Origin of the sequence: Ramlibacter henchirensis (genome assembly GCF_004682015.1) — a bacterium.
Classification (GTDB): Bacteria; Pseudomonadota; Gammaproteobacteria; order Burkholderiales; family Burkholderiaceae_C; genus Ramlibacter; species Ramlibacter henchirensis.
In genome coordinates this window covers 1,741,045-1,763,612 of the sequence record NZ_SMLM01000001.1, presented here as the reverse complement: position 1 = coordinate 1,763,612, position 22,568 = coordinate 1,741,045, and the positions used below count along the sequence as shown (strand labels likewise).

26 protein-coding genes are annotated in these 22,568 nt (G+C 68.4%); 11 read left to right on the top strand and 15 right to left on the bottom strand.

Features of this window, described 5'->3' with window-relative positions; all coding sequences use genetic code 11:
- Window positions 1-8: 8 nt before the first annotated feature.
- The 8 genes from EZ313_RS08750 to hpaR form a co-directional block, all read right to left on the bottom strand.
- Window positions 9-983 carry a 2-dehydropantoate 2-reductase gene (locus EZ313_RS08750; protein ID WP_135262781.1) on the bottom strand — a complete coding sequence of 325 codons (975 nt, stop codon included), beginning with the start codon at window positions 981-983 and terminating at the stop codon, window positions 9-11.
- Between the two features lie 6 nt (window positions 984-989).
- The gene (locus EZ313_RS08745; RefSeq protein ID WP_135262780.1) at window positions 990-1,769 is read right to left on the bottom strand and encodes a class II aldolase/adducin family protein; all 780 of its coding nucleotides are present in this window, start codon (window positions 1,767-1,769) and stop codon (window positions 990-992) included.
- Between the two features lie 13 nt (window positions 1,770-1,782).
- Window positions 1,783-2,598 carry an aldolase/citrate lyase family protein gene (locus EZ313_RS08740; RefSeq protein ID WP_135262779.1) on the bottom strand — a complete coding sequence of 272 codons (816 nt, stop codon included), beginning with the start codon at window positions 2,596-2,598 and terminating at the stop codon, window positions 1,783-1,785.
- Between the two features lie 26 nt (window positions 2,599-2,624).
- Window positions 2,625-3,425, bottom strand: a complete 801-nt coding sequence (gene hpaH, locus EZ313_RS08735) for a 2-oxo-hept-4-ene-1,7-dioate hydratase (protein WP_135262778.1) — start codon at window positions 3,423-3,425, stop codon at window positions 2,625-2,627.
- Window positions 3,426-3,427: 2 nt separating this feature from the next.
- The gene (locus EZ313_RS08730) at window positions 3,428-3,835 is read right to left on the bottom strand and encodes a 5-carboxymethyl-2-hydroxymuconate Delta-isomerase (protein ID WP_135262777.1); all 408 of its coding nucleotides are present in this window, start codon (window positions 3,833-3,835) and stop codon (window positions 3,428-3,430) included.
- A gap of 9 nt (window positions 3,836-3,844) precedes the next feature.
- The gene (gene hpaD, locus EZ313_RS08725) at window positions 3,845-4,708 is read right to left on the bottom strand and encodes a 3,4-dihydroxyphenylacetate 2,3-dioxygenase (protein ID WP_135262776.1); all 864 of its coding nucleotides are present in this window, start codon (window positions 4,706-4,708) and stop codon (window positions 3,845-3,847) included.
- Between the two features lie 133 nt (window positions 4,709-4,841).
- On the bottom strand, window positions 4,842-6,299 hold the full coding sequence (hpaE, locus tag EZ313_RS08720) for a 5-carboxymethyl-2-hydroxymuconate semialdehyde dehydrogenase (RefSeq protein WP_135262775.1): 1,458 nt from the start codon (window positions 6,297-6,299) through the stop codon (window positions 4,842-4,844).
- A gap of 101 nt (window positions 6,300-6,400) precedes the next feature.
- Window positions 6,401-6,901, bottom strand: a complete 501-nt coding sequence (gene hpaR, locus EZ313_RS08715) for a homoprotocatechuate degradation operon regulator HpaR (protein WP_240788568.1) — start codon at window positions 6,899-6,901, stop codon at window positions 6,401-6,403.
- A 139-nt stretch (window positions 6,902-7,040) separates the two neighbouring features.
- On the opposite strand from hpaR, the gene radA reads away from it, so the two are divergent.
- The 5 genes from radA to waaF are packed head-to-tail and all read left to right on the top strand — an operon-like array spanning window position 7,041 to window position 11,075.
- Window positions 7,041-8,417 carry a DNA repair protein RadA gene (gene radA / locus EZ313_RS08710; protein WP_135262774.1) on the top strand — a complete coding sequence of 459 codons (1,377 nt, stop codon included), beginning with the start codon at window positions 7,041-7,043 and terminating at the stop codon, window positions 8,415-8,417.
- 25 nt (window positions 8,418-8,442) lie between these two features.
- On the top strand, window positions 8,443-8,865 hold the full coding sequence (locus EZ313_RS08705) for a glycerate kinase (RefSeq protein ID WP_135262773.1): 423 nt from the start codon (window positions 8,443-8,445) through the stop codon (window positions 8,863-8,865).
- 36 nt (window positions 8,866-8,901) lie between these two features.
- Window positions 8,902-9,837 carry a branched-chain amino acid transaminase gene (locus EZ313_RS08700; protein ID WP_135262772.1) on the top strand — a complete coding sequence of 312 codons (936 nt, stop codon included), beginning with the start codon at window positions 8,902-8,904 and terminating at the stop codon, window positions 9,835-9,837.
- 4 nt (window positions 9,838-9,841) lie between these two features.
- The gene (locus EZ313_RS08695; RefSeq protein WP_135262771.1) at window positions 9,842-10,063 is read left to right on the top strand and encodes a zinc-finger domain-containing protein; all 222 of its coding nucleotides are present in this window, start codon (window positions 9,842-9,844) and stop codon (window positions 10,061-10,063) included.
- Window positions 10,064-10,070: 7 nt separating this feature from the next.
- Window positions 10,071-11,075, top strand: coding sequence for a lipopolysaccharide heptosyltransferase II (gene waaF / locus EZ313_RS08690; RefSeq protein WP_135262770.1), 1,005 nt, complete (start codon window positions 10,071-10,073; stop codon window positions 11,073-11,075).
- On the opposite strand, the gene EZ313_RS08685 is transcribed toward waaF, so the two are convergent.
- The gene (locus EZ313_RS08685) at window positions 11,051-11,914 is read right to left on the bottom strand and encodes a LysR family transcriptional regulator (RefSeq protein WP_135262769.1); all 864 of its coding nucleotides are present in this window, start codon (window positions 11,912-11,914) and stop codon (window positions 11,051-11,053) included. The two genes, waaF and EZ313_RS08685, sit on opposite strands and share 25 nt — an antisense overlap.
- A gap of 68 nt (window positions 11,915-11,982) precedes the next feature.
- On the opposite strand from EZ313_RS08685, the gene EZ313_RS08680 reads away from it, so the two are divergent.
- Complete coding sequence (locus EZ313_RS08680) at window positions 11,983-13,191, top strand: YbfB/YjiJ family MFS transporter (RefSeq protein WP_135262768.1); 1,209 nt, start codon at window positions 11,983-11,985, stop codon at window positions 13,189-13,191.
- Window positions 13,181-13,801, top strand: a complete 621-nt coding sequence (locus tag EZ313_RS08675) for a carboxymuconolactone decarboxylase family protein (protein WP_135262767.1) — start codon at window positions 13,181-13,183, stop codon at window positions 13,799-13,801. Before EZ313_RS08680 ends, EZ313_RS08675 begins: the two co-directional genes overlap by 11 nt.
- Here the strand turns inward: EZ313_RS08675 and EZ313_RS08670 are convergent.
- The 3 genes from EZ313_RS08670 to EZ313_RS08660 form a co-directional block, all read right to left on the bottom strand.
- Window positions 13,798-14,988 (bottom strand): sensor histidine kinase, encoded by a 1,191-nt coding sequence (locus EZ313_RS08670; protein ID WP_135262766.1) that lies wholly within the window; start codon window positions 14,986-14,988, stop codon window positions 13,798-13,800. The genes EZ313_RS08675 and EZ313_RS08670 overlap by 4 nt on opposite strands.
- Before the next feature lie 9 nt (window positions 14,989-14,997).
- Window positions 14,998-15,711 (bottom strand): response regulator, encoded by a 714-nt coding sequence (locus tag EZ313_RS08665; RefSeq protein WP_135262765.1) that lies wholly within the window; start codon window positions 15,709-15,711, stop codon window positions 14,998-15,000.
- 186 nt (window positions 15,712-15,897) lie between these two features.
- Entirely contained in the window at window positions 15,898-17,268 is a 1,371-nt protein-coding gene (locus EZ313_RS08660; RefSeq protein WP_135262764.1) for an AmpG family muropeptide MFS transporter, read from the bottom strand.
- A 31-nt stretch (window positions 17,269-17,299) separates the two neighbouring features.
- Here EZ313_RS08660 and EZ313_RS08655 point away from each other — a divergent pair, with 31 nt between their 5' ends.
- Window positions 17,300-18,169 carry a M48 family metallopeptidase gene (locus EZ313_RS08655; RefSeq protein WP_135262763.1) on the top strand — a complete coding sequence of 290 codons (870 nt, stop codon included), beginning with the start codon at window positions 17,300-17,302 and terminating at the stop codon, window positions 18,167-18,169.
- A gap of 6 nt (window positions 18,170-18,175) precedes the next feature.
- Here the strand turns inward: EZ313_RS08655 and EZ313_RS08650 are convergent, their stop codons facing one another.
- The gene (locus tag EZ313_RS08650; protein ID WP_135262762.1) at window positions 18,176-19,060 is read right to left on the bottom strand and encodes a DMT family transporter; all 885 of its coding nucleotides are present in this window, start codon (window positions 19,058-19,060) and stop codon (window positions 18,176-18,178) included.
- Between the two features lie 34 nt (window positions 19,061-19,094).
- Between EZ313_RS08650 and pyrF the strand changes: the two genes are divergently transcribed.
- Window positions 19,095-19,919 carry an orotidine-5'-phosphate decarboxylase gene (gene pyrF, locus EZ313_RS08645; RefSeq protein WP_135262761.1) on the top strand — a complete coding sequence of 275 codons (825 nt, stop codon included), beginning with the start codon at window positions 19,095-19,097 and terminating at the stop codon, window positions 19,917-19,919.
- Between the two features lie 29 nt (window positions 19,920-19,948).
- Here pyrF and EZ313_RS08640 read toward each other — a convergent pair whose 3' ends face one another.
- Together EZ313_RS08640 and EZ313_RS08635 are read right to left on the bottom strand one after the other, a co-directional pair.
- Entirely contained in the window at window positions 19,949-20,167 is a 219-nt protein-coding gene (locus EZ313_RS08640; protein ID WP_135262760.1) for a DUF3606 domain-containing protein, read from the bottom strand.
- 104 nt (window positions 20,168-20,271) lie between these two features.
- Window positions 20,272-20,616, bottom strand: a complete 345-nt coding sequence (locus EZ313_RS08635) for a winged helix-turn-helix transcriptional regulator (RefSeq protein WP_135262759.1) — start codon at window positions 20,614-20,616, stop codon at window positions 20,272-20,274.
- A 62-nt stretch (window positions 20,617-20,678) separates the two neighbouring features.
- Between EZ313_RS08635 and EZ313_RS08630 the strand changes: the two genes are divergently transcribed.
- Together EZ313_RS08630 and EZ313_RS08625 are read left to right on the top strand one after the other, a co-directional pair.
- On the top strand, window positions 20,679-21,260 hold the full coding sequence (locus EZ313_RS08630; RefSeq protein ID WP_135262758.1) for a carboxymuconolactone decarboxylase family protein: 582 nt from the start codon (window positions 20,679-20,681) through the stop codon (window positions 21,258-21,260).
- Between the two features lie 102 nt (window positions 21,261-21,362).
- Complete coding sequence (locus EZ313_RS08625) at window positions 21,363-22,484, top strand: lactonase family protein (RefSeq protein WP_135262757.1); 1,122 nt, start codon at window positions 21,363-21,365, stop codon at window positions 22,482-22,484.
- Window positions 22,485-22,568 lie beyond the last annotated feature (84 nt).

The window sequence follows — 22,568 nt, the reverse complement described above, 5'->3', positions numbered from 1 at the left end:
TAGCCGAGTCAATAAAGGCCGCGCACGCGCGCGTGCAGCCGCGACAGGCCGAGCAGCACGTCGGTGTAGGGCGTCGGCACGCCGGTGAGTTCACCGAGTTCCCTGACGACCGTCACGAGTGCGTCGATCTCCACCGGCTTGCCGGCTTCGACGTCCTGCAGCATCGACGTCTTGAACGCGCCCAGCCGGCGCGTGACTTGGTGCCGGTCCTCCGGCGACTGGTCGATCGGGATGCCGATCCGCGCGCCGATCTCGCGCGCTTCCAGCATCACGCTGGAAATGAAGCCGCGCACCAGGTCGTCGTTGAGGATCAGATCGGTGGTGGCGCCGGTGAAAGCGCTGACCGGATTGACCGTCATGTTCCCCCACAGCTTGTACCAGGCGTCCTTCTGGATCTGCTCGGAGATGACGACTTCGTGGCCGCCTTTCTCCAGCAGCGCGGCCAGTTCGCGCACGCGCGCCGTCTTCTCGCCCGAGGGTTCGCCCACGATCAGTTTGTTGCCGAAGTGGTGCTGCACCAGGCCGGGCGACTTGACCAGGCAGCTGGCATGGACGACGCAGCCGACGATGTGGCGGGGCGGGATGGCCGCGGCGATCACGCCCTCCGGATCCACCGCCTTCAAGCGCGTGCCGGCGAAGCGGCCGCCGAAGCCTTCGAAGAACCACCAGGGCACGCCGTTCATCGCGGTCAGCACGACGGTTCTCGGTCCGAGCAGCGGGCCGATGGCCAGCGCCACGTCGGGCATGGACGGCGCCTTGACGGCGACCACCACCAGGTCCTGCTCGCCGAGTTCGGCGGGCGTGGCGCTGGCTCGCGCGGGGACCGCGTCGACCTTGCCGTTCTCCTCCAGCCGCAGGCCATGCAACTGCACCGCCTCCAGCGTCGCGCCGCGCGCGACCACGCTCACTTCACAACCGGCGCGCGCGAGCTTGACGCCGATCCAGCCGCCGATGGCGCCGGCGCCGTAGATGCAAACCTTCATGCGGGATCAGTGCTTGTAGGAGGGATCGATGCGGTCGATGCGCCGCACCAGCGCGTCGAACACGTCCTGCCCGGCGCCGAACTTCTGGTCCCACTGGAAAGAGTCGGCCACGGTCTGCGCCGCGACCTTCTCCGGCACGGGGATGGCAGGCCCGAGCGCGGCCTGCGCCACCTGCACGTCGCAGGCGCGCTGCAGGGTCCACAGGCGCACGAACGCGAGCGGCAGCGTGCGGCCCCAGGCCAGCAGGCCATGGTTGCGCAGGATCACCGCCGGCTTGTCGCCGATGTTCTTCAGCAGCCGCGGCGCCTCGTCCGAATGGATCGTGATGCCTTCGAAATCGTGGTACGCCACCAGGCCGTGGAGCTGGGCCGAATAGAAGTTGTTCTGCGCCAGGCCGCCTTGCGTGCACGCCACCGCCAGGCCGGAGGTGGTGTGCGTGTGCATCACGCAGTGCGCGTCGGGGATGCCCTCGTGGATCGCCGAATGCACGGTAAAGCCCGCGGGGTTCACCGGCCACGGGTTGTCGTCGAGCTTGCGGCCCTGCACGTCGATCTTCAGCAGGTTGCTCGCCGTCACCTCGCTGTAGTGCAGCCCGAACGGGTTGATCAGGAAATGCTTCTCGCCGCCGGTGACGCTGTCCGGCAGCCGCACCGTGATGTGGTTGTAGATCATCTCCGTCCAGCCGAGCAGGTCGAACACGCGGTAGCAGGCGGCCAGCTGCACGCGGGCCTGCCACTCGTCGGGGTGCATGGCCGGCGGCGCCGCCGGCTGGAGGATGGCGTTCATGGTCGTTCCGTCTTCAGTAGGGGCTGGCGCCCTTGGCGGCGGGCGCGGGCGCCGTGCCCTTGAACTTGGCCGCCAGTGCGGAAGTGGACTTGGCCAGGATGTTGTTGTCCAGGCCCACCGCAACGAACAGCGCGCCCAGTTCCAGGTAGCGGCGCGCCAGCGCTTCGTCCGGCGTCACGATGCCGGCGGCCTTGCCCGCGCGGTTGATCCGCCCGATGGAGTTCTCGATCGCGGCCTGCACGTCGGGATGCGCCGCATTGCCCACGTGACCCATCGAGGCGGACAGGTCCGCGGGCCCGAGGAAGATGCCGTCCACGCCGTCGATCGCGGCGATCGCGTCCAGGTTGTCCAGCGCCTGCTGGGTCTCGGCCTGCACCAGCAGGCAGACCTGCGCATTCGCTTCCTTCGCGTAGTTGGGATAGCGGCCCCAGCGCGAGGCGCGCGCGCCGCCCATGCCGCGCACGCCCTGCGGCGGGTAGCGCATGCTGCGCACGATCTCGCGCGCCTGCTCCGGCGTGTCGACCATCGGCACCAGCAGCGTCTGGATGCCCAGGTCCAGGTACTGCTTGATCAGCATCTGGCCGACGTTGCCGTGCCCCAGCGGGATGCGGGCGATGGCATGCGTGTCGGGATACGCGGCGATCGCCTGCGCCTGCAGCAGCACGCTGTTCAGGTCGTTGGGCGAGTGCTCGCCGTCGATCAGCAGCCAGTCGAAGCCCGCCCCGGCGCAGATCTCCGCCGAATACGAACTGGCCAGGCCTTGCCACAGGCCGATCTGCGCGCGGCGCTCGGCCAGGGCCTTCTTGAAGCGATTGACGGGCGTCTGCATGGCGGGCTTCCTCTTGTTGCTTCTCTTCAGGTGAACTGGAACTCGAAGCGGCCGAGCGGGCCGTAGTCGGCATCGAAACGGTCGCCTTTCTTGGCGGCGACGGGTCGCGTGAAGGAGCCCGCCAGCACCACTTGGCCGGGCTGCAGGGCTTCGCCCCAGGGCGCCAGCTTCATCGCCAGCCAGGCTACGCCGATGGCGGGATGGCCCTGCACGCCGGCCGCGAGACCCGTTTCCTCGACCACGCCGTTCTGGCGCAGGATGGCGCCGCACCAGGGCAGGTCGACGTCGCGCGGCTTCACACGCTTGCCCGCCATCACGATGCCGGCGTTGGCGGCGTTGTCGCTGATCGTGTCCTGCACCTTGCGCATCACCTTCGTATGGCGGTCGAACTGCTCGATGCGCGAGTCGATGATCTCGATGGCCGGCGTCACGTACTCGGTCGCGTCCAGCACGTCGTCCACGGTGATGCGGTCGCCTTCCAGCTTGCGCTTGAGCACGAAGGCCAGTTCCACCTCGACACGCGGCGCGATGAAGCGCTGCGTGGGAATCTCGCCCGGCTCGAAGAACATGTCGTCCAGCAGCGTGCCGAAGTCGGGCTCGTTGATCTGGCTGGCCTGCTGCATCGCGCGCGAGGTCAGGCCGATCTTGTGGCCGCGCACCTGCCGCCCTTGCGCGAGCTTGAGCTTCATCCAGGCGCGCGAGACGGAGTAGCCGTCCTCGATGGTCATGCCGGGAAAGCGCTTGGAGAAGTGCTCCACCTGCACGCGTGTCTTCTCGCTCTGGTGCAGTTCGGCGGCGAGCTTGTCGATCAGGTCCTTCTCGAGCATGGTCAGGTCTTGTTGAAGTGGGGGTGCAGCGTGCTGTGCTTGCCGTCGTACACCTGTCCTGGGCTTTCGTCGACCTGGACCGTGAGGCCGATCAGGCGTTGTGCGAACAGCGGCGCAAGGTGCGCCTTGGCGCGCTCGAGCACGGTATCGCCGGCGAGCTTCTTCACCGCGTCGCTGCGGCCGCTGGCCATGCGCAGGTTCATGTAGATGAAGGCGTAATCGCCCTGGCCGTCGGCCACCGCGTAGTGCGCGGCCGGGTAGGCCAGCACTCGCGTGCCGCCGGTCGGGAACACCTGCTTGCCGGCTTCGTCCCTGACGCCCAGCATGCCGTCGGCCAGCGTGCGGCACAGCGCGCCCATGTCGGTTTCGTCCTCGATGTTGGGCGTGTAGAGGATGACCAGGTGCGGCATGGCTTTGCCTCAGGCCGCGAGCGGCGTGACGGGGAAGATGGCGTTGATCTGGCCGGTGCCGGAGCTGCCGAAGTAGGGCGTGATCACCTCGACGGGGGCCTCATAGCGGTCCCAGCCCAGCAGGCCCAGCAGCATCGCCGTGTCGTGCATGTCGCCTTCGCCCCAGCACTTGTCGGCGTACATGGGCAGCATGCCGACGAACGTCTTCCAGTCGCCGGCCTTCCAGAGCTCCACCACCCGGTGGTCCACCTGTTCGAGGAAGGGGTCGTACACCTTGTGCATGAACTCCGGCGCGCGGCCGTTGTCGGCGAAGTGGTGCGACAGCGAACCGCTGGCGAACACCGCCACCGTGCCGTCGTACTTCTCCTCGATGGCGCGCCGCACGGCCAGCCCGAACCGGGCCGACTCGTTCAGGTCGTGCCAGTCGCACCAGCCGCTGACGCTGATCACCTTGTAGTGCTGGTCGCCGTTCATGTAGCGCATGGGCACCAGCGTGCCGTATTCCAGCTCGAGCGTGGTGTCCGAATGCGCGCGGCTCTTCACGTCCATGCTGTTGGCCATGTCGGCGATCAGGTGCCCCAGCTGCGGGTTGCCTGGGTACGCGTACGGCATGTTCTTGATGAAGTGGGGCAACTCGTTGCTGGTGTAGACGCCCTCGAACTTCGGCCCGCAGTTGATGTGGTACTCGCTGTTGACCTGCCAGTGCACGTCGAACACCACGATGGTGTCCACGCCCAGCGCGCGGCAGCGGCGGTCGATCTCCTTGTGGCCGTTGATGGCGGCATCGCGGCAACCGAAGTTCGGCCCCGGAAACTCCGACAGGTACATCGACGGAACGTGCGTGATCTTGGCGGCGAGGGCTAATTTGCCCATGACGACTCCTTCAAGGCGGGCTTCCGAACGCAGAAAGCGCAGAAAGAACGCGGAAAACTCAGAGAAAAACCGCCTGAGGAATTTCGCGCTTTCTGCGATCTTTCCGCGTTTTCTGCGTACGGCTGTTCTTGCATCAAGCGCCCCAATGCGGGATGTGATGCGACCCCAGCGACACCGCGATGTTCTTCGGCTCCAGGAACACCTCGTAGCTCCAGGTCCCGCCTTCGCGGCCGATGCCAGACGCCTTGCTGCCGCCGAAGGGCTGGCGCAGGTCGCGCACGTTCTGGCTGTTGACGAAGCACATCCCCGCCTCGACCGCGGCGGCCACGCGGTGCGCGCGGCCGATGTTCTCGGTCCACACGTAGCTGGAAAGGCCGTACTGGATGTCGTTGGCGATGCGGATCGCGTCGGCCTCGTCCTTGAACGGGATCAGGCAGGCCACGGGGCCGAAGATCTCGTCCTGCGCGATCTTCATCCGGTTGTCCACGTCGGCGAACACGGTGGGCGCGACGTAGTTGCCCTTCTTCACGCGGTCGGGCACCAGCGGCGCGTCCAGGCCGCCGCAGAGCAACGAGGCGCCTTCCTTCGGTCCCATCTCGATGTAGCTGCGAACCTTGGCCAGGTGGGCCTGCGAGATCATCGGGCCGACGATCGTCTTCTCATCCAGCGGGTCACCGACGGTGATGCGCCTGGCGCGCTCGACGAACTTCTGCACGAAGTCCGCGTAGATGCTCTGCTGCACCAGGATGCGGCTGCCGGCGGTGCAGCGCTCGCCGTTGTTGGAGAAGATCATGAACACCGCGGCATCGAGCGCGCGGCCCATGTCGGCATCGTCGAAGATCACGAAGGGCGATTTGCCGCCCAGCTCCATGCTGAACTTCTTCAGCCCCGCTTCCTTGACGATGCGGTTGCCCGTCGCGGTGGAGCCGGTGAACGAGACCGCCCGAACGTCGGGATGACGCACCAGCGGCTCGCCGGCCTGCTTGCCGTAGCCGTGCACGAGGTTGAGCACGCCCGGCGGGATGCCCGCTTCGAGCGCAAGTTCGCCCAGGCGCGCGGCCGTCAGCGGCGACAGCTCGCTCATCTTCAGCACCGCGGTGTTGCCGAAGGCCAGGCAGGGCGCGACCTTCCAGGTGGCCGTCATGAACGGCACGTTCCAGGGCGAGACCAGCGCGCAGACGCCGACCGGATGGAACAGCGTGTAGTTCAGGTGCGACTCGGTCGGGTACGTGTGGCCGTCCACCCGCACGCACATCTCGGCGAAGTAATAGAAATTGTCGGCGGCGCGCGGCACCAGCGCCTTGCCCGTCTGGCCGATCACCTGGCCGGTGTCGTTGGTTTCGGTGCGCGAGAGCTCCGGCACGTTGGCGGCGATGAGGTCGCCGAGCTTGCGGATCAGCCTGGCGCGTTGCGGCGCCGGCATCGCGGCCCACGCCGGGAATGCGGCCTTCGCAGCAGCGACAGCGGCGTTGACTTCCGCTTCGCCGCCGCTGGCGACTTCGGCCAGCACTTCCTGGGTGGCGGGGTTGACGGTTTCGAAGTAGTCGCGGCCGGCGACCCGCTTGCCGTCGATCAGGTGGTCGATCTTCATGGTGCCTCTTTACTGCAAGGTGTTGACGAGAGCGCCGATGCGCTCGATCCCGCTGCGCAAGTCCAGCAGCGTGCCGTAATCGGTTCCGAGCGTCGAGTAGCTCATGCGGCCGCCTCTTCCCCGCGGGCCGGGCGGTTGGGTGTCGGCCCGCTGATGCGGCAGCCGCCGGAGCCCGGCTGCTCCAGTTCGATCAGTTCATCCAGCAGGCGGTACAGCTGCTGGAGCTTGTTCTTGCCCAGCGTCTTTTCCATCCACTGGTAGTGGGCCTCGACCGTCTGGGACAGCCGCTCCACCAGCTTGCGGCCTTTCGGCGTGGCCTCGACCACGGTGCGGCGCTGGTCCGCGGGATCGCGCTCGCGGCGAATGAGGCCGTCGCGCTCCATGCGCGCGAGCACGCCCGTGAGGCTGGGCCCGAGGATGTAGGCCTCGCGCGCCACCCGGCCCGTTTCCACCGTTCCATGCTCGCCCAGCACGCGCAGCACCCGCCATTGCTGGTCCGACAGGCCGTGCTCACGCAGGCGGGGGCGGTTATGCGCCATCACGGCTTCGCGCGCCTGCAGCAGCAGGCGCGGGAGATTGCGGTGGGCGAAAGCGGTGCTCATCGGACGATTAGTTAACATGTTAAATGAATGCCGGGCCCGGGCACAAGGGACACCCCTTACGCCATGAGGGCGGGCCTGGCTGATCCATGTTCCCGCCGCTGCGCGGGAAAGCTGCTGCAGGGCTGGCCTACACTGCCGCGTGGCCAAAGACAGAACGACCTACAGCTGCACTGAGTGCGGCGGGACCACGCCGAAGTGGCAGGGCAAGTGCCCGCAGTGCGGCGCCTGGAACACCTTGATCGAAACCGTCGCCGAAACGCCGGCCGCGCAGCGCCATCGCTTCGCCTCGCTGGCGCCCACCGCGGGGGTCGCGGTGCTCGCCGACATCGAGGCCAGCGAGGTGGCGCGCACGCCCACAGGCATTGGCGAGCTCGACCGGGTGCTGGGCGGCGGCATCGTCGAAGGCGGTGTGGTGCTGATCGGCGGCGACCCCGGCATCGGCAAGTCCACGTTGCTGCTGCAGGCGATGGACGCGCTGCAGCACGCGGGCGTGGGCTGCCTCTACGTCACCGGGGAGGAGTCCGGCGCGCAGGTGGCGCTGCGCTCGAGGCGCCTGGGCCTGGACAACTCGCAGGTGCAGGTACTGGCCGAGATCCAGCTGGAGAAGATCCTGGGGACGCTCGCAGGCACCAAGCCCGCAGTGGCCGTCATCGACTCGATCCAGACCGTCTATTCCGACCAGCTCACTTCGGCGCCGGGCTCGGTGGCCCAGGTGCGTGAATGCGCCGCGCACCTGACGCGCGCGGCCAAGGCTTCCGGCACCTGCATCGTCCTGGTCGGGCACGTGACGAAGGAAGGCGCCCTGGCCGGTCCGCGCGTGCTGGAGCACATGGTGGACACCGTGCTCTATTTCGAGGGCGACACGCATTCCAGCTTCCGCCTGGTGCGCGCGATCAAGAACCGCTTCGGCGCCGTGAACGAGATCGGCGTGTTCGCGATGACGGAAAAGGGCCTCAAGGGCGTCGCCAACCCGAGCGCGATCTTCCTCTCGCAGCACGCCGAGCCCGTGCCCGGCAGCTGCGTGCTCGTCACGCTGGAAGGCACGCGGCCGATGCTGGTCGAAGTGCAGGCGCTGGTGGACACCGGCGGCCCCAGCCCGCGGCGGCTGTCTGTGGGCCTGGAACGCGATCGCCTCGCCATGCTGCTGGCCGTGCTGCATCGCCATGCGGGTGTCGCCTGCCTGGACCAGGACGTGTTCGTCAACGCGGTCGGTGGCGTGCGCATCACCGAACCGGCGGCGGACCTCGCGGTGATGCTGTCCATCACCTCGTCGTTGCGGGGCCGGCCGCTGCCCAAGGGCTTCATCGCCTTCGGCGAAGTGGGCCTGGCAGGCGAAGTGCGGCCGGCGCCGCGCGGGCAGGAGCGGCTGCGCGAGGCGGCCAAGCTCGGCTTTTCGGTCGCGGTGGTTCCGAAGGCCAACGCGCCGAAGAAGGGCAGCCGCGAGATCGAGGGCCTCACGATCCATGCGGTGGACCGCATCGAGGAAGCGATGGACGTCGTGCGCGGGCTGGACTGACCAGCGGCGGCGCGACAATCCGCGGATGAACTGGCAACGGATCTTCTTTCCCGTCGCGGGCGTGGCGATGGTCGCCCTGGCCTGGCGCAGCTGGGGCTGGCCGGGCGTGGCGCTGGTGGCGGGCGGCATCGTGATGTGGATGCTGCTGCACTTCAACCAGCTCACGCGGGTCCTGCGGCGCGCGGCCGACCAGCCGATCGGCTACGTGGGCAGCGCGGTGATGCTCCACTCGAAGCTGCGCACCAACCTCACGCTGCTGCACGTGGTCGGACTGTCGCGCTCGCTCGGCGAGCAGCTCTCGCCCAGGGACCAGCAGCCCGAAGTGTTCCGCTGGACGGACGGATCCGGCTCGCACGTCACCTGCGAGTTCGTGAACGGCCGGCTGTCGAAATGGACGCTGGAGCGCCCGTCCGCCGAGCCGCCCGCGCCGGCGCAGGCGCCTCAGTAAAATCGCCTGTTTGCTTCCCACCCTCAAGGACGAGAGATGACTGCACAGCCCTCGATGGCCGACCGCGACGGCAAGATCTGGATGGACGGCGAGCTGGTGGACTGGCGCGACGCGAAGATCCACGTGCTGACCCACACGCTGCACTACGGCTGCGGAGCGTTCGAGGGCGTCCGCGCGTACAACACGGCGGGCGGCACCGCCATCTTCCGGCTGCAGGAGCACACCGAGCGCCTGTTCAACAGCGCCAAGATCCTGCGCATGGCCATCCCGTTCAGCAAGGAGCAGGTCAACGAGGCGCAGAAGCAGGTCGTGCGCGCCAACAAGCTGGAGAGCTGCTACCTGCGCCCGCTCACCTGGATCGGCTCGCAGAAGCTGGGCGTGAGCCCCAAGGGCAACAAGATCCACCTGATGGTGGCGGCCTGGGCCTGGGGCGCCTACCTGGGCGAGGAAGGCCTGAAGAAGGGCATCCGCGTCAAGACGTCGAGCTACACGCGCCACCACGTCAACATCACGATGACGCAGGCCAAGGCGGTCTCCAACTACAGCAACTCCATCCTGGCCAACATGGAAGCGCTGGACGACGGCTATGACGAGGCGCTGCTGCTGGACAGCTCCGGCTTCGTGAGCGAAGGCGCGGGCGAGAACGTGTTCGTGGTCAAGGACGGCGTGGTCTACACGCCGGACCTGTCGGCCGGCGCGCTCAACGGCATCACGCGCAACACCGTGCTCCACATCTGCAAGGACCTGGGCATCGAGCTGGTCCAGAAGCGCATCACCCGCGACGAGATCTACATCGCCGACGAGGCCTTCTTCACCGGCACGGCCGCCGAAGTCACGCCCATCCGCGAGCTGGACCGGGTGGAGATCGGCGCCGGCTCGCGCGGCCCGGTCACCGAAAAGATCCAGAACGCGTTCTTCGACATCGTGAACGGCCGCAATCCCAAGTACGCCCACTGGCTGACCAAGGTCTGAGCCGATGGACGCCCCCGCGAAAAAGCAGACGGTCGTCGAACTGCGCGCCAGCGACCTGAACGGCAACGGCGGCGTGTTCTGCCCGAGCCCGGTGGCCGGCATGAAGCTGTGGAACACGCATCCCCGCATCTTCCTGGACGTGGCGCGCACGGGCGAGGCGCGCTGTGCGTACTGCGGCACGATCTACAAGCTCAAGGAAGGCGAGCACGTCGGCCGCGGCCACTGAAGCGGCCGTGAGCCGGTCGCTGGTCATCGCCCCGCAATGGATCGGCGATGCGGTGATGACGCAGCCGCTGCTGCGCCGCCTGCATGCGCGCGGTGAGCGGCTGACCGTCGGCGCCGTGCCCTGGGTGGCGCCGGTGTATCGCGCCATGCCGCAGGTCGAGCAGGTCCTCGAGTTCCCCTTCCAGCACGGCGGATTGCAATGGGGCGCCCGCCGCCGCCTCGGGCGTGAGCTGCACGGGCGCTTCGACACCGCCTACGTGCTGCCCAATTCGCTCAAGAGCGCGTTGCTGCCGTTCCTGGCCAGCATCCCGCGGCGCGTGGGCTACCTTGGCGAGGCGCGCGTGGGCTTGCTCACGCACCGCCTGAAGAACCCGCAGGACAAGCCGCCGATGGTGGCGTTCTATTCTGCCTTGAGCGGAGAGCGCGAAGGGCTGGAGCAGGACAGGCCGGTGCTTCGGCTGGACGCGCGTGAGATCGATGCGGCGCTCGCGGCGCAAGGCCTGCGGCGCGGCGGCTACCTGGTGTTCGCGCCGGGCGCCGAGTACGGATCGTCCAAGCGCTGGCCGGTCGAGCATTACGCGGCCCTGGCTGCGTCGTTGCAGCAGCCGGTGTTGCTGCTCGGGTCCGGCAAGGACACTCCCGTCTGCGAGGCCATTGCCGCGGCCGCGCCGAACTGCCGCAACCTCGCCGGCCACACGTCGCTCGCGCAAGCCTTCGCGCTGATCGCGGCCGCGCGCGCGGTGGTCAGCAACGACTCCGGCCTGATGCACGTCGCGGCCGCCTTTGGTGTGCCGCAGGTCGCCTTGTTCGGCTCCTCGAGTCCGCTCCACACGCCACCGCTCAACGACGCGGCGCGCGTGGTCTGGTTGAAGGACGACCCGGGCTACCAGCCGCCGCTGGACTGCGCGCCCTGCTTCGCGCGCGAGTGTCCCCTGGGCCACCACCGCTGCCTGCGCGACGTACGACCCGAGCGCGTCGCCGGCCTGGTTCAGGGCGCCGTCAGCAGCGCCTGAAGACGCAGCAGCGCCGTCGACGCGGCGCCGTTCCACACCAGGTGCGTCCGGTTGCGACGCACGCGCGCGGGCAACCCGTGCTGCCGCACGTCACCCGCCGAGCGCAACGCGAGCAGCAGCGATCGCGGCACGACCGCGAATCCGGTGCCCGCGGCCACGCAGGCGATCATGGCCTGGTACGAAGCGAACTCGAGCGTGCGCGCCGGCATCACCGCCGATGCGCCGAGCCACTCCTCCAGCCGCTTGCGGTACGAGCATCCGTTCGCGAAAGCGATCAGCGTCCGGCCTTCCAGATCGGCTGCGCGCCGGACCGCCGGCACGTCCTTGCCGGTGATCAGCACCAGCTCTTCATCGAACACCTTCATCGTCGAAAGGCCCGGCGCGGTGAAGGGCTCGGACACGAACGCCGCTTCCAGCTCGAAATTCGTGACCCGCTGCACCAAGGCGCCAGTGGTGCCGGTGGCCAGTTCCACCACGACGCCCGGATGAAGGCGATGGTATTTCGAGAGCAGCGGCCCGAGGCGGCTGCCGGCCGTGCTCTCCAGCGAACCGATGCGCAGCGCGCCCATGGGTTTGCCGGTTCGCAATTCGCCTTCGGCCTCGTCGGCCAGGCGGAACAGGCGCTGCGCGTACGAGAGCAGCAACTCGCCCTCGGGCGACAGCACGATGGAGCGGCCCTGGCGCCGGAAGAGAGCAAGCCCGAGCCTTTGCTCCAGCTGCTTGATCCGTGTGGTGACGTTGGACTGCACCCGCCCCAGTTTTCCGGCGGCGCGGATGATGCCGCCCTCCTGCGCGACGGTGCGGAAGATCTCCAGCGAGTCCAGGTCGAGTGTTCTCATGGCAAGAACGATCCTTCTCGAAAATTCATTTGTGCGGGTCCGGCCATTCTGGGTGTAATGGGCCCGCCATGGCAAACCCGCAAGCCCCGCATCGCGAGCCGCCGGCCTGGGCCGCCGGTCTGGCGGGGCTGTTGTCGCTGGCCGTCGCGATGGGCATCGGCCGCTTCGCGTTCACGCCGATGCTGCCGCTCATGCTCCAGGCCGGCCAGCTCGACGTGGCGGGCGGCGGCTGGGTGGCCGCGGCCAACTACGCGGGCTACCTGATCGGCGCGCTGACGGCTGCTCGCACCGGTTGGACTGCGCCGCGGCTCGCGGCCACGGCCCTGCTCGGCACCGCTGCGCTCACCGCCGCGATGGCCCTGCAAGGTCCGCTGATGTGGTGGGCGGCGCTGCGGCTGCTCGCCGGCATTGCAAGCGCGTGGGCCTTCGTGGCGACCGCCATCTGGTGCTTGTCGGCGCTCGCGCGGGCCGGTTCACCGTCCTGGAGCAGTGCGGTGTACGCCGGCGTGGGCGGCGGCATCGCGCTGGCGGGGCTTCACTGCCTCGCGGGCGCGGCGGCAGGCGTGGGCCCCGTCGCGCTCTGGCTGCAGCTGGGCGCGCTCGCGCTGGTGCTCTCGATCCCGGTTCTCGGGGTGCTCGCCCGCTTGCCGCGGGCACAAGCCGCCAGCACCGCCGCGTCCAGGCGCGCGGCGATGCCGCGGGGCAGCGCGGGCCTGGTCGTCTGCTACGCAGTCCTCGGTTTCGGCTACATCCTGCCGGCCACCTTCCTGCCGGTGCTCGCCCGCGAGGTGGTGGAGGACCCGCGGATCTTCGGGCTCGCTTGGCCGCTGTTCGGCGCCACGGCGGCTGTCTCCACGCTGGTCGCGGCAAGACTGCTGCGCCGTGCCTCGCGCGTGCAGGTCTGGGCCGCATCGCACCTGTTGATGGGCCTGGGCGTCCTGCTGCCCAGCCTGTGGCGAAACGGCTGGACGATCGCGCTGTCCGCGCTGCTGGTGGGCGGCACCTTCATGGTCGTGACGCTGGCGGGTGTGCAGGAGATCCGCGCGCGGGCCCAGGGCGATGCCACCGCGCTGGTCGGCCGCATGACGGCCGCCTTCGCGCTGGGCCAGATCGCGGGTCCGGTGCTGTCGTCGCTGCTGCTGCGTGCCTCGCCCGGGCACGGCCTGTCGCTGTCCTTGCAGGCCGGCGCGCTGACCCTGTTCGCCAGCGCGATCTGGCTCTGGCGCGCGTCCGCGGCTTCATCCACCCGTTTGCAGGAGACCTCCCATGCCCGATAGCCCACCTGTCCCCGAAGCACTTCGCCAGGGCTCGGCCCAGCCGTGGCGCGAGCGGATGCCCTTGCCGCCGATGGAATCCATGACGCCGCAGCAACGCGCGGCCGCGCAGGCGCTGATCGATGGGCCGCGCAAGGGCGTGTTCGGCCCCTTCCTTCCGCTCATGCGCAGCCCCGTGCTGCTGGAGCGCGTCGGCAAGGTCGGCGAGTACCTGCGCTTCGAGAGCGCGCTGGAGGCGCGCGTCCGCGAGCTGGTCACCTGCGCCGCGGCGCGCCATGTGGGCAATCAGTTCGAGTGGCACGTGCATGCGCCGCTCGCGGTCAAGGCGGGCGTGGACGCGGGCGCGATCGACGTGCTGCGGCAGGGCGCGCGGCCCACGTCCGGCCTGAAGGAAGACGAAGCCCTGGCGCTGGACTTCGCGATGGAACTGCTCCGCACGAACGGCAGCAGCGAACCGACCTACGAGCGTGCCGTGCGCGGCTTCGGTGAGCAGGGCGTGGTGGAGCTCACCACGCTGGTCGGCTACTTCGTCATGGTGAACTGGCTGATGAACGTGGCCCACACGCCCGCCCAAGCCAGCGCCGGCGACGCGCTGACGCCTTTCCCGCTCTAGAGCGGCAGCCGCAGCACGAAGCAGGCGCCGCCGCCGTCGCGTGCCTCGCAATGCACCGTGCCGTGGTGGCGCGACGCGATCGAGCGCACCAGGGCGAGGCCCAGGCCCACGCCGCCTTCGCGCTCGCTGGCGCCGGGCAGGCGGTAGAACGGCTCGAAGATGCGTTCGCACTGCTCCGGCGGCACGCCCGGGCCGCGGTCGCTGACGCGCAGCACGGCGTGCTTGCCCTCGCGCCGAACGTCGACCTCGGCCGGGCCTTCGGCGTAGCGGCGGGCGTTCTCCAGCAGGTTGCGGATGGCGCGGCGCAGCAGCTTGGCCACGCCGTTCACCGTCAGGTTGTCGGTGCCCGGAAGCGCTGACAGCTCGGCGCCGGCGCGCGCGCATTCCTCGGCCGCCAGGCCGGTCAGGTCCACCGGTTCGAAGGTGCCGATATCGGTTTCGCGCGCGTCCAGGCGGCTGGCCAGCAGGATCTCGTCGACCAGCTGGTCCAGTTCACCGATGTTGCGCAGCAGTTCCTGCCTTTGAACCGGCGTGGGCGCGCCGTCGAGCAGTTCGAGCGCCATGCGGATGCGGGCCAGCGGGGAGCGCAGCTCGTGCGACGCGTTCGCCAGCAGCGACTTGTGGCTTTTCAGAAGCGTCTCGACGCGCTCCGCGGCATGGTTGAAGCGCCGCGCCAGGAAGGCCACCTCGTCGCTGCCGCTCTCGTCGACACGCGCGGCCAGGTCGCCGCGGCCCCAGCGTTCCACGCCGGCGCGCAGGTTTTCGAGCCGCAGCGTGAGCCGCCGGATGATCGGGTAGCTGCCGACCACCATCGCCAGCGCCACGATTCCGAGCAGCCAGAACAGCCCGGTCGGGCCGCGAGGCAGGTAGGGCCGCATGCCCGCCGGCCCTTCGCCGGGACGCCGCTGGCGGGGCGGCATCTGCACGGTCAGCTTGCGGCCGTCCTTCAGCGTCACGTCCACCTCGAAGCCCTGGCCGGGCCCGCGGTTGGTCCTCGAGACGGGGCCCTGGCCGAGCACCTGCCCGGCATCGTCGCGGATGATGATCTCGCGCACCGACTGCGCCTGCTCCGAGCGCACCTGGTCGCGGTACAGCTCCCACAGGGCGCCGAACGCGAGCGTGAGCAGGGCGACGGCGACGATCACCGCCAGCCAGATGCGCAGGTAGAGCGGGAAACGCAGCGTCACGGCAGGCGCTCAGTCCTGCTGCTTGGCGAACACGTAGCCGACGCCGCGCACCGTGAGGATGCGCTTGGGATTCTTCACGTCGGCCTCGATCGCCGCGCGGATGCGGCCCATGTGCACGTCGATGGAGCGGTCGAAGGCCTCCAGCTCGCGGCCGCGCACTGCTTCCATGATCTGGTCGCGCGTGAGCACGCGACCGGCCCGCTCGGCCAACGCCACCAACAGGTCGAACTGGTAGGAGGTGAGCTCGCGCAGCTCGCCGCCCACGGTGACCGTGCGCGCGTCGCGATCGATCTCCAGCGAGCCAAAACGCATGCGCTTGGCGCTCGGCGGCGTGGCTTCGCCGCGGCGGCGCAGGATGGCACGGATGCGGGCGAGCAGCTCGCGCGGCTCGAAGGGCTTGGGCAGGTAGTCGTCGGCGCCGATCTCCAGGCCTACGATGCGGTCCATCGGGTCGCCCTTGGCCGTGAGCATCAGCACCGGAACGCGGCCGGTCTCGCCGGGCATGGCGCGGATGCGGCGGCAGACCTCCAGGCCGTCCAGGTCCGGCAGCATCAGGTCCAGCACCACCAGGTCGGGCAGCTGGCCGTTGGGCGGCTCCTGCAGCAGCTCGAGGCCGGCCTTGGCGTCGACCGCCTTGGTCACGCCAAAACCCGAGCGCTCGAGGTATTCGCCGACCATCTGGGCCAGCCGCGCGTCGTCTTCGATCATCAGGAGTTGCTGCATGGGGCAATGTTAGTCACGGGGACCGTGGCTGTGGCCCAGCATCTCCAGTACGGGGAAAGCGGGCTTTTCGCGGCGGTAAAGTTAGGTAAATGGGCGTAGCCACTTTCGACCCGCGGGACCTGGTGCAGGTGCTCGCGTCGATGCCGAAGGCCGCGCGCCGGGTGCTCGCATCCCAGTGAACGCGCTCTAGAGGATCGCTTCTGCGCGCGCGGGCGTCGCAGGCGCCTGGCGCGCGGCTCCGTGCATGCGCGACGCGAACCACACGAGCAGCAACACCGGCACGCCCAGGCAGGCCGTGGCGGTGAAGAAGTTGCCGTAGCCGAAACCCTCGACGAACTTGCCCGAGAAGCCCGCCAGCCACTTGGGCAGCAGCAGCATCATCGAGCTGAAGAGCGCGTATTGCGTGGCCGAGTAGTTCACGTTCGTCAGGCTGGAGAGGTAGGCAATGAAGGCCGCCGAAGCGATGCCCGAGGACAGGTTGTCGGCCGAGATCACCAGCATCAGCGCCGGCACGTCGTGCCCGCGGGAGTTGAGCCAGGCGAACAGCAGGTTGCTGGCGGCGCTGAGCACGGCGCCGAGCATCATCACGCGCATCACGCCCAGCCGCACCGCGAGCAGGCCTCCGATGAAGGTGCCCAGCAGCGTCATGATCACGCCATAGACCTTGGTGATGTTGGCCACCTCGATCTTGGTGAAGCCCATGTCGGCGTAGAACGGATTGGCCATGATGCCCATCACCACGTCGCTGATGCGGTAGACGGCGATGAGGGACAGCACCAGCACGGCCTGCGAGCCGTAGCGGCGCAGGAATTCGGCGAAAGGCTCCACGAGCGTTTCGCGCAGCCACTGTGCGGCGTCGCGCGCGGGCGGCAGCTCTCGCCGCAGCGGCTCGGGCGAAAACAGCACGGTGAGGATGCCCACCGCCATCGATCCGGCCATCACCAGGTAGGCGAAGCGCCAGGCCTCGTGCTGGTAGACGACGCCGCCGGGGACCTCGGCGCGCGCCGCGATCCAGAACACGCCCGCGCCGGCCCAGATCATGGCGAGGCGATAACCGGTCTGGTACGCGGCGGCCAGCGCGCCCTGGCGATTCACGTCGGCCGACTCGATGCGGAAGGCGTCCAGCGCGATGTCCTGCGTGGCCGACGCGAACGCGACGCCGAGAGCGCACAAGGCCACCAGGGTGCGATCGACGCGCGGATCGAACCACGCCATTCCCGCCAGGCCCGCGACGATGCCCAGCTGCGCCAGCAGCAGCCAGCTGCGCCTTCGCCCCAGCGCGCGCGTCAGGAAAGGCAGTGGGACGCGGTCCACCAGCGGCGCCCAGGCCCACTTGAATGCGTAGGCGAGGCCCACCCAGGAGAGATAGCCGATGGTGGCGAGGTCGACGCCCGCTTCGCGCAGCCGGAAGCTCAGCGTGCCCAGCACCAGCAGCAGCGGCAGCCCGGCTGAAAAGCCCAGCGCGAGCACGCGCAGGGTGGCGGGCTCCGTGTAGACCTTCAGGCTGTCGAACCAACCGGGGGGCGTCTGAGGCTGGGTGGGGCTTTTGTCTGACATCTGCTCGGCCGATTGTTTTTATTATTGCCTCATGTGCCAGATGTGCTACGCCAAAGCCTCCGCCTGGATGCCACGCCGTGGATTCCTGGCGCTGGCGGGTGCGGCTGGTGCCGCGGCCGCAACACCGGCGCTGGCGCAAGTCGACGTCGGACCTGCTTCGCGGGCGCGCGGCCTCGTGCCGGCCGAGGAAATCGAAGCCGCATCGCAGCAGCAGTACGCCGAGATGATGGCCAAGGCGCGCCAGCAGGGCGCGCTGGCGCCGGACAACCATCCGCAGCTGCAGCGCATCCGCTACATCGCCTCGCGCCTCATCCCGCACAGCCTGCGCTGGAACGACCGCGCCAAGAGCTGGCGCTGGGAAGTGAACCTGCTGGGCAGCAAGCAGATCAACGCGTTCTGCATGCCGGGAGGCAAGATCGCCATCTTCACCGGCATCCTGGACCAGCTGCAGCTCACCGACGATGAAGCGGCGAATGTGATGGGCCACGAGATCGCGCATGCGGTCCGCGAACACGCCCGTGCCCGCATCGCCAAGCAGGCGGGCACCGGCGCGCTGCTGTCCCTGGGCGCGCAGCTGTTCGGCCTGGGCCAGCTCGGCGACGTGGCGGCAAACATCGGCACGCAGCTGCTGACGCTGCGCTTCTCGCGCGAGGACGAGATCGAATCCGACCTGATCGGCCTGGAGATGGCTGCACGTGCGGCCTACGTGCCGGATGCGTCGGTCTCGCTGTGGGAAAAGATGGGCAAGGCGTCCGGCGGCAACCAGGGTCCGGCTTTCCTGTCCACGCACCCCACCGGCCCGGACCGCCTGCAGCGCCTGCGCGAGAACGTGCCGAAGGTGCGCGGCTTGTACCAGCAGGCCGTGGCCGTGGCGCCGCCGGTCAAGGCGCAGGTGCGGTGACGGCGTTCAGGCCTGCGCAGCGCGGGCGGGCCACAGCACCGACGCGATCGCCACCACCATGAGCGCCATGGCGGCCCAGTCCTGCCAGTGCAGTGACTCCTTCAGCCAGAGCGCGCCGGAGAACACGCCCACGATGGGGATGAACATCACGCTGAGCGTCGAAGCGATCGGCGGCAGGCTGCGCGCCAGGTAGAGCCAGACGGCTTGCGCGAAGCCGAAGATCAGCACGGCGTTGAAGACGATCGCGCCGGTCGCGTCCGGCGGAGGCCAGGCCCAGCGCGAGCGCTCGAACAACGACAGCACCGCCATCACCACCGCGGTCAGCACCGTCATCCAGAACGACAGCGTGAGGGTCGGCCGATCGATGGTCGTGCGCCGCAGCAGCTGCGTTCCCAGCGCCCAAACGGCGGCCGCGAAGAGCGCCAGCATCACGCCCGCGGGTCTTCCGGCCAATTGCGTGAACTCGTGCCAGAGCAGCAGGGTCACGCCCAAGCCCGCCGCGCCCACGCCCAACCAGCCGCGGCCCGTGAGCGGGGCGGAGAAGAAGAGGGCGCCCAGCAACGCCGAGAAGATCGGCATCGTGTAGCCCAGGATGGCCGCCCGCCCGCTGGAGAGCGTGCTCAGCGCGAGGATGATGCAGGCGTTCCAGACGAACATGTTGGTGGCCGCCAGCCCGGTCAGTTGCGCCCAGTCGCGCCGCGCGATCGTGAACGGCACCTTCATCGCGACCAGCACCAGGGCCAGCACCGGCAGCCCGAGCCAGAGCGAGAGCGCGCGGAACGTGAGCGGCGGATAGCCCGTCACGCCCACCTTCATCACCGGCCAGTTCACGCCCCACACCACGGTCAGGAGCACCAGGAGGACGAGTTGCTGCCGGCTGAGTCTGTGCATCGGGCGATTGTGGGTCATCCCTACAATCGCCCGCATGAAGTTCCTGGAGATGCTGCGCGCCGCGCAGGAGCGAAACGGCTCGATGCTGTGCGTGGGGCTGGACCCCGAGCCGAGGCGCTTCCCGGCGGCCCTGCGGGGCGATGCGACGCGCATCGGCGAGTTCTGCGCACGCATCGTGGATGCCACCGCGGACCTGGTGATCGCGTACAAGCCGCAGATCGCGTACTTCGCGGCGCATCGGGCGGAGGATCAGCTGGAGCGGCTGATCGCGCACATCCGCAAAGTGGCGCCGCATGTGCCGGTGATCCTGGATGCCAAGCGAGGCGACATCGGCGCGACGGCGGAGCAGTACGCGATCGAAGCGTTCGAGCGGTATGGCGCGGATGCGGTGACGTTGTCGCCGTTCATGGGCTTCGATTCGGTGGAGCCTTACCTGAAGCACGAAGGAAAGGGTGCGTTCCTGCTCTGTCGCACTTCCAACCCGGGTGGGGATGACCTGCAGAACCAGCGGCTCGCATCGATTGAGGGATCGCCGCTGCTGTACGAGCATGTGGCGCGGCTGGCGCAGGGGCCGTGGAACCTGAACGGGCAACTCGGGCTGGTGGTGGGCGCGACATATCCCAACGAGATCGAGCGCGTGCGCGCGATCGCGCCGACGCTGCCGCTGCTGATCCCGGGCGTGGGTGCTCAGGGCGGCGATGCGGTCGCGACCGTGCGCGCCGGTTGGCGGCCCGATGCGCCGATCGTGGTCAATTCCTCGCGGGCGATCCTGTACGCGTCGAGCGGCGATGACTACGCGCAGGCGGCGCGGCGGGAGGCAGAGAAGACGCGGGCGCTGCTCGCTTCGGCGCGACCCTGACCGGCTCGCGGGGTTGCGGGGGTTTCAGTTCAGCTGTCGCCGACCTCGTCCATGCGATCGGAGTTGGTGGTGCTGTGAACGCCGTGCAGGTGCATCTCCACGTCACTGGCCTGATTGCCCACCGCCTTGACTGCTTCATGAAGCTGCGCTTCGGAGCAGTCCAGCTTGCGCGCCCACTCCTTGCAGGCCTGCGGGTCGTTGATGTCGATCTGATCCGGCTCCTCGCCGCGCCGCTTTCCGGTGTCCATCGCTGCTCCTGGTTCCTGCTAGTGAGGCAACCGTAGCGCGTGCTGCACCCCGACGATGTAGGCGCGGGTCGCATGCGCAGCGCACGAGTGAACGGTTCAGTCGTCTAGGTGCGCTGCCGAGCCTTCGCGACTGCGCGGGCCCACGGCTGCGCCCAGTCGAGCAGAGGCTGGAACGCGATCATCAGGGCTCGGCCGTGCGGCGAAAGGCCGTAGCCCTGGCGGGCGTCGTGCTCCACGAGCAAGGCCTCGCGCAATTCCGTCAGCCGCTGGTTCAGCACCGAAGCGGACAGCTCGCCGCAGGCGACCTGCAGCTGGCGGAAGTTCATCGGCTCGCTGCGGAGCTCCCAGAGGATGCGCAGCGTCCATCGGCGATTGAACAGCTCCAGGGCCGAGTTGATGGCGTCCTTGGCCGAGGGCCGGGCCGCGTGTCGCGCGGGCGTCTTGTCCATGCTTTCATTTTAGAAGCGCGCGGCTAGACTGGCTGCTTCGGATTCAGAAGCAAGGAGCACCCATGCCTTCCACGCCCCGCATCGCCCCAGCGGCGCAGCCGCTCTCTGCCGAACTCGCTGCCGCGATGGAGCGGCTGCTGCCGCCGGGGACCACGCCGCCGCAGCTGTTTCTCACCGTGGCGCGCAACGAGGGCCTGTTCCGCTTCCTGGTCGACAGCGGCCTGCTCGGCCCGGCCGGACTGCTCGATGGCCGGCGCCTGCCCCGTGCCCTGCGCGAGGCCGTGATCCTGCGCACCTGCGTCGCGACCGGGAACGACTACGAGTTCAACCTGCACGTGCAGACGATCTCGGAACGCATGGGACTGAACTGGGTGCAAATCGAGGACGTTCGGCGAGAACAGCCGGAACCGGCTCTGTGGTCGCGCGAGCAGCGCGCGGCGATGGAGCTGGTGGATGCGCTGGTGCCCCGATTGCAGGTGAGCGACGCCACATTCGCGGCCTGCCGCGAGCACCTGGACGAGGTCACGATGATCGAGATTACGCAACTGGCGGGGATGTATGTGGCTGTGGCGATGCAGGTGGCGCTGGCGCGTCCAGCGCTTGATCACTACCGCTATCCGGAGCCGGTGCTGGTGCGCGCCTGACCGCGTCGCTTCTTGTCAGCCAGCGCCGCACAGTGGCGGTCGTCACTTCACGGTCAGCGGCATCCGAAAGAGAGTCATGCGCTCTTTGAAAGGACGCATGACATGCAACGTCGTTCCCTGATTCGATCTCTCCCACCATTGGCCCTGCTGGCCGGGAGTGGTGTTCTTCTGGCGGGTTGCGGCGGTGGAGGGGGAGGGGGATCACCAGCGCCTGCGCCTGTGCCGCCCTCCCCTCCCGCGCCAACTGTTCGTACGTTCGCCTACGTTGCGAATTACGAGTCTGCCGACGTTTCGATCTATCAGGTTGAAGCCGATGGCACGTTGAGCCCCGGCGAGACAGCGGTGGCCGGTGCCGGAGCCGCTTCGATTGCGATTCATCCGTCCGCCCGTTTTGCCTATGTTGCCAACTCCGAGGAGGACAATGTCTCGACGTACACGGTGGATGCCGTGTCGGGCATGCTGAAGCCGGGAACTCCGTTTGCGGCCGGGCATCGGACTAGCAAGATTCGCATCCATCCATCCGGACGCTTCGCTTATGTCATATCGGCTGATGACAACACGTTCCAGGTCTGTTCGATTGCTTCGGATACGGGAGCGCTGGAAGGAATAGAGACCGTGCTTGTGGGAGCAGGAGGCCGTGCAAACGATATCGCGCTGGACGTTTCCGGCCGGGCTTTGTACGTGGCGAGGTCGGACAATCGCATCTCGTGTTATGAGGTCGAAGACACAGGCAACCTGGGAGCTCCAACCACTGTGAATGCGGGCTTCGCGCCGCAGGCTCTCGCCATTGCGCCGTCGGGGCACTTTCTCTACACCGCGAACGCCGATGGAACAGTTTCTAGACACGCAATCGATGCAGTAACACGCGAACCGGGCCCCCCAGTCTTTGAAGCGGACTTCGACTCCTCTTGGTCTATTGCCATTGACCCCTTGGGACGATTTGCCTTTGTCGCTACGTTGGACTTGGAGGGGTACGGCGTGTGGGCCTTCACCATTGACCCCGGCACTGGTGCACTCGGTTCCCCCATCCGTACGGACAGCCCCGATGGAATCTTGTCGATGGCAGTCACTCCGTCGGGTCGGTTCGTTTATGCAACGAACGAGGCGGGCACTGTATCTACGTTCGAGGTCAACGAAGACACGGGCGCGCTTGCCTTGATGGCGGGGTCAACCGCGGCAGGTACCAGCCCCGGCGGAATCAGTATTGTCAACGTGGCTGAGTGAGCCTTAGGCGTCTCCGCGAAAAGAGGCCCGACAAACCGGGCCTCTTTTGTTGTGGAGATCAGGTCGGCAGCGCTTTCCCCTCGG